The sequence below is a fragment of the Streptomyces sp. CoH27 genome (assembly GCF_020181035.1).
In the GTDB taxonomy this organism is placed as follows: domain Bacteria; phylum Actinomycetota; class Actinomycetes; order Streptomycetales; family Streptomycetaceae; genus Streptomyces; species Streptomyces camelliae.
Genome location: NZ_JAIQYY010000083.1, coordinates 1 through 4,948, shown reverse-complemented (window position 1 = coordinate 4,948; position 4,948 = coordinate 1). Strand labels below are relative to the sequence as shown.

Below are 4,948 nucleotides of genomic sequence, written 5' to 3'. Positions count from 1 at the left end.
ACGCGGTACGCACACTTGTACCGCCCAGAGGGGACCGCCACGGCCCGTTGCCGCCCCTGATGCTGACGCTGACGGTGGTCACCGGTCTGGTCGACGCGGTGAGCTACCTGGCGCTCGGGCACGTCTTCGTCGCCAACATGACCGGCAACGTGGTGTTTCTCGGGTTCGCGCTGGTGGGCGCCGCGAACCTGTCGGCGCTCGCCTCGGTCGTCGCGCTGGCGGCGTTTCTCGTCGGCGCGCTCGCCGGGGGCAGGCTCGGCACCCGGTTCGCGACGCACCGCGGAAACCTGCTGAAGACGGCCACCGCCCTGCAGACGGTCCTGGTCGCCGTCACCGTGGCTGCCGCCGCGGTCACCGACGGCCGGGTCACCACGAGTGTCCAGTACGTATTGATCGTGTTCCTCGGGCTCGCCATGGGCTTGCAGAACGCGGTCGCCCGACGCCTCGGCGTCCCGGACCTCACCACGACCGTGCTGACCCTGACCCTGACCGGGCTGGCCGCGGACTCCACCCCCGCCGGCGGCGCGGCGCCGCGGCCCGGCCGCCGGGTCCTGTCCGTGCTGGCGATGCTCCTCGGCGCCTTCGTCGGAGCCCAACTGATTCTCCACGGCCATCTCGTGCTCACCCTGAGCCTGGCCCTGCTGCTCCTCGCCCTCACCTCCGTGACCACCCACCGCCTCTCGGCCGCCGACCCGGACTGGACCCGGTCACCGTCCTGAGACCGGGACGGCCCGCCCCACGAGGGCGCCTGATGCGTCTGAGCCCCCTGGACCAGGGGGCTCAGACGCATCCGCCATATCCGCGCTCAGGGACGCGGAATGTTGCGCAGGTTGGCCCGGGCCAGGTGCACCATGCGGCCGACGCCTCCGGTCAGGACCGTCCGGCTCGCCGACAGCGCGAAGCCGCTGATCTGCTCGGTGGTGATCTTCGGGGGAACGGCCAGCGCGGCGGGATCGGTGACGACGTCGACCAGCGCGGGCCCCTCATGGGTGAAGGCCTCGCGCAGGGCGTCGCGCACCTCGCCGGGCTTCTCCACCCGGATACCGCGCGCCCCGGCCGCCGTGGCGATGGCGGCGTAGTCGGTGTGCGGGTAGGTCGTGGCGTGTGGCGGCAGGCCGTCGACCATCATCTCCAGGTCGACCATGCCCAGGGAGGAGTTGTTGAAGACGACCACCTTCACCGGCAGGCCGTACTGGACGAGGGTCAGGAAGTCGCCCATCAGCATGGAGAACCCGCCGTCGCCGGAGAGGGAGACGACCTGCCGGCCGCGGTCGAGGAACTGGGCGCCGATCGCCTGGGGCAGCGCGTTGGCCATTGACCCGTGCACGAACGAGCCGAGGATGCGGCGGCGGCCGTTCGGTGTCAGATAACGCGCCGCCCACACACAGCACATGCCCGTGTCCACGGTGAACACCGCGTCGTCGGCGGCCTCTTCATCGAGGACCGCGGCCACGTACTCGGGGTGGATCGGGGTGTGCTTCCCGACGTTGCGGGTGTACGCGTTCACGGCGCCTTCGAGGGCGTGCGCGTGCCGCTCCAGCACGCGGTCGAGGAAGCGGCGCGAGGTCTTCTCCCGCACCGCTGGGGTCAGGCACCGCAGGGTCTCGCGCACGTCTCCCCAGACGGCGAAGTCGAGCTGGGTGCGCCGCCCCAGCCGCTCGGGCTGTACGTCGACCTGGACGGTCCGTACATGGCGGGGCAGAAAATCGGTGTACGGGAAGTCCGTGCCGAGGAGCAGCAGCAGGTCGCACTCGTGCATGGCCTCGTACGCGGCACCGTAGCCGAGCAGACCGGACATGCCGACGTCGTACGGGTTGTCGTACTGGATGTGCTCCTTGCCGCGCAGCGCGTGTCCGACCGGTGCCTTGACCTTCTCGGCGAAGGACATCACCTCGGTGTGGGCGCCGGCAACGCCCCGGCCGCAGAACACCATGACGCGCTCGGCGCCGTTCACGAGTTCCGTGAGCCGGGCGATCTCCTGGTCGCTCGGGCGGATGGCGGGCAGGTCCAGGGGCATGGAGAGTTCGGGTGCCGAGTCCGGTGAGTCCTCGGCAGCCGTGTCGCCGGAGAGTGCCACGACCGAGACGCCGCGTCGGCCGACGGCGTGCTGGATCGCCGTCTGCACCACGCGCGGCATCTGACGCGGGGAGGAGATCAGCTCCGAGTAGTGGCTGCACTCGGCGAACAGCCGGTCGGGGTGGGTCTCCTGGAAGTAGCCGGTGCCGATCTCACCGCTGGGTATGTGGGCGGCCAGCGCGAGCACGGGCGCCATCGAGCGGTGGGCGTCGTACAGGCCGTTGATCAGATGCAGGTTGCCCGGCCCGCAGGAGCCCGCGCAGGCCGCCAGCCGCCCGGTGAGCTGGGCCTCCGCGCCAGCGGCGAACGCGGCGACCTCCTCGTGGCGGACCTGGACCCACTCCACCCCGTCGTGCCGTCTGACCGCGTCGACGACCGGGTTCAGGCTGTCCCCGACCACGCCGTACATGCGGCGCACACCGGCACGGGCCATGAGGTCGACGTACTGTTCGGCAATGGTCTGCTTGGCCATGGCGCTCCTCGGATTCCGGCTTTGCCGCGGGCGCCGCTGTGCAAGGGCTCAGCGGGCCCGCTTCACACCCGGATCACGTTAGTGAGACGGAAGGGCCGCACGTGTCCGTCCGTGCACACCATCCGTTCAGGCAGTGCACCGATCCCTGGCCATGGTGTGGCCGACGCGATCCGCGCCCGCTGTCGGGTGAATGGGCCCGTCCGGCAAGGAGAGCGAACGGCCACTGCGGCCACTGCGCACCTCGATGAGTTCCGCCGCGAAGGACACGGCCGTCTCCTGCGGCGTCGACGCGCCCAGGTCGAGGCCGACGGGCGCGTGCAGCCGCGCCATGGCCTCGGGGGACACACCGGCCTCCGCGAGATCGCGGATCCTTCGTGCCTGGGTGCGCCGGGACCCGACAGCACCCACATAGGCCGGCGGACGGCCGAGCGCCTCGGCGAGAACCGGGACGTCGAACTTCGGGTCGTGCGTCATCACGCACACCACGGTCCTGTGATCGGTCGCCACACCTGCCAGATACCTGTGGGGCCAGTCGACCACGACCTCGTGGGCGTGCGGGAAGCGTTCGGGCGTGGTGAAGGCGGCGCGGGCGTCGCACACCGTGACGTGGTACCCGAGGAACGCGCCGATCTGGCTCACGGCGGCGGCGTGGGCGTCGGCCCCGAACACCAGCAGCCGCGGCTGCGGGGACCAGGCCTCGAACAGAACCCGGGGCTCCCCGTGCGCGCCGATGTCGTAGGCCCGTATGGCGGTGAGGTCCTCGCTGAGCACCAGGCGGGCGTCGGCGAGGACGGCGAGGTGCAGATCGGCGCTGCCGGCGCTGCCCAGGTGCCCCTCCTTCCAGACGGCGACGGCACCGCCAGGCTGTCCGTCGAGTCCCGACATCACCCGCGCCACGACGACCGGACGCCTCGCCGCCGCGGCCAGGTGGGCGGCGGCGAGGACCCGCGCCAGGCCTTCGTCCACGGCCTGCACGAAGACGTCGATCTCGCCTTCGCACGTCAGGCCAGCCGCGAACGCGTCGTCGTCGGAGTATCCGAAGGACACGAACCGAGGCTGTTTCGAGGCCAGCACCTCACGGGCCAGGTCGTACACGGCGCCTTCGACGCAGCCTCCTGACACACTGCCGAGGGCTGTGCCGTCGGCTCGGACGCACAGCGCCGCCCCGGGTTTCAGCGGCGCGCTGCCCCGGACGGCGACGACGCCGGCGATGGCGTAGGGGGCTCCGGCGGCCTGCCACTCCAGCAGGTGGGGCGCCAGGTGCCGCATGAGGGTCCCCGATCTGCTGTCGGGTGTGGTCCGTCCGGCGGCCGGACGAGCGGGTCAGCGCGACGGGCCGGCGGGTTTCAGCCCGAGGAACCGGCGGCCGTCCGCCTCCGGCGTCGCGGCGTCGATCCCATGGCCGAGCGGGAATCCGACCGGGTCGGGCTGCGCCATGTCGAAGGTGCAGTCACTGCCGCAGACGATCCGGTCGGGCGAGGCGTGGACTCGGAGCAGCCTCAGGACTCCGGATCGTGGGTGATCGTGTCGAAGTGGAGGAGGGTGAAGGACTTTATTTGTGTGTGGGACGGGCGCTTCTCCGGTGAACGATCCTCGATCCAGCGGACCGGCCGCCCGAGCTTCACCGCCAGGTGGGCCACGACCACGAACTCCGGAAACGCCGCGCTCTTCGATCCGAAGGCGCCTCCGGCGTCCGGGACGACGACCCGGCCCGGATCCGGTCGGTGGTCCAGTCGAGCAGCGCGGCCAGTTCACGGCGCAGCCGGTGCGGCATCTGGTGCCCCGACCGCACCGTCAGCCGGTCCCCTCGGGTACGGCGAGGATCGTGCGGCATTCGATGGGGCTCGGCATCAACAGGTTCTGGCGGTACGTGTCCTCGACGACGGCTGCGGCGTCCTGCCAGACCGACGGGTCGATGGGGTCTCCGGCCTCGCCCCGCAACGCGATGTTGCTCAGCCCGTCGAACAGCCGGACCGAGTCGTCAACGCCGATCGAGAAAGGAACCAGCCATGTCCCACACCCTCACCTGACAGCGCCTGGCGCTGATCGCGTTCACCCTGGCCTCGGTCGCCGTCCTCCTCTACACCCTCGGCGCCCCCGGCTGGGGTGGCGGCTGACCAGTCGGCTTGTTGCACGCCCAGATCCTGCCCTCCGCTGGACATCGCACCCCCGACATTGCCGCCTTCGAGCGTGTCCGAACAGGTCGAGCCCCACCCCGCAATGAAAGAGAGGTGGGGCTCGTGGCTGCTTCAAAGTGTGTTGATCAAGCGAAGCCGCTGGTCACAGCCCGATGACGATGTTCACAAGGATCGCTACGAACGCGACGGATTCAATCGGTCGTCGCAACGCTGGCTGGTGGGACCGATCGTAGCTGCTTGGTGAACACTTCAGCCGGGGTTC

At 70.7% G+C, this 4,948-nt stretch carries 5 protein-coding genes and 1 pseudogene; 1 reads left to right on the top strand and 5 read right to left on the bottom strand.

Features of this window, described 5'->3' with window-relative positions; translation table 11 throughout:
- Positions 1-719 (top strand): YoaK family protein (locus LE548_RS44995; RefSeq protein ID WP_225102819.1); only part of this gene is annotated, 719 nt, incomplete at its 5' end.
- 86 nt (positions 720-805) lie between these two features.
- Here the strand turns inward: LE548_RS44995 and LE548_RS44990 are convergent.
- The 5 genes and pseudogenes from LE548_RS44990 to LE548_RS44975 all read right to left on the bottom strand — a co-directional run bounded on the left by LE548_RS44990 (position 806) and on the right by LE548_RS44975 (position 4,489).
- Complete coding sequence (locus LE548_RS44990; RefSeq protein ID WP_225102818.1) at positions 806-2,548, bottom strand: pyruvate dehydrogenase; 1,743 nt, start codon at positions 2,546-2,548, stop codon at positions 806-808.
- A gap of 126 nt (positions 2,549-2,674) precedes the next feature.
- Entirely contained in the window at positions 2,675-3,817 is a 1,143-nt protein-coding gene (locus tag LE548_RS44985) for an XdhC family protein (RefSeq protein ID WP_225102817.1), read from the bottom strand.
- A gap of 230 nt (positions 3,818-4,047) precedes the next feature.
- Complete coding sequence (locus LE548_RS45865) at positions 4,048-4,188, bottom strand: hypothetical protein (protein ID WP_263637316.1); 141 nt, start codon at positions 4,186-4,188, stop codon at positions 4,048-4,050.
- Between the two features lie 3 nt (positions 4,189-4,191).
- Positions 4,192-4,281 (bottom strand): annotated as a pseudogene (locus LE548_RS45860) (hypothetical protein); the annotation flags it as partial.
- Positions 4,282-4,342: 61 nt separating this feature from the next.
- Positions 4,343-4,489: a hypothetical protein gene (locus LE548_RS44975; RefSeq protein ID WP_225102816.1), complete on the bottom strand. Its 147-nt coding sequence runs from the start codon at positions 4,487-4,489 to the stop codon at positions 4,343-4,345.
- Between the last annotated feature and the right edge of the window lie 459 nt (positions 4,490-4,948).

What these genes read in the sequence shown, in the direction of transcription:
- LE548_RS44990 (WP_225102818.1), bottom strand. Translation starts at nt 2,548, where the DNA reads ATGGCCAAGCAGACCATTGCCGAACAGTACGTCGACCTCATGGCCCGT.
- LE548_RS44985 (WP_225102817.1), bottom strand. Translation starts at nt 3,817, where the DNA reads ATGCGGCACCTGGCGCCCCACCTGCTGGAGTGGCAGGCCGCCGGAGCC.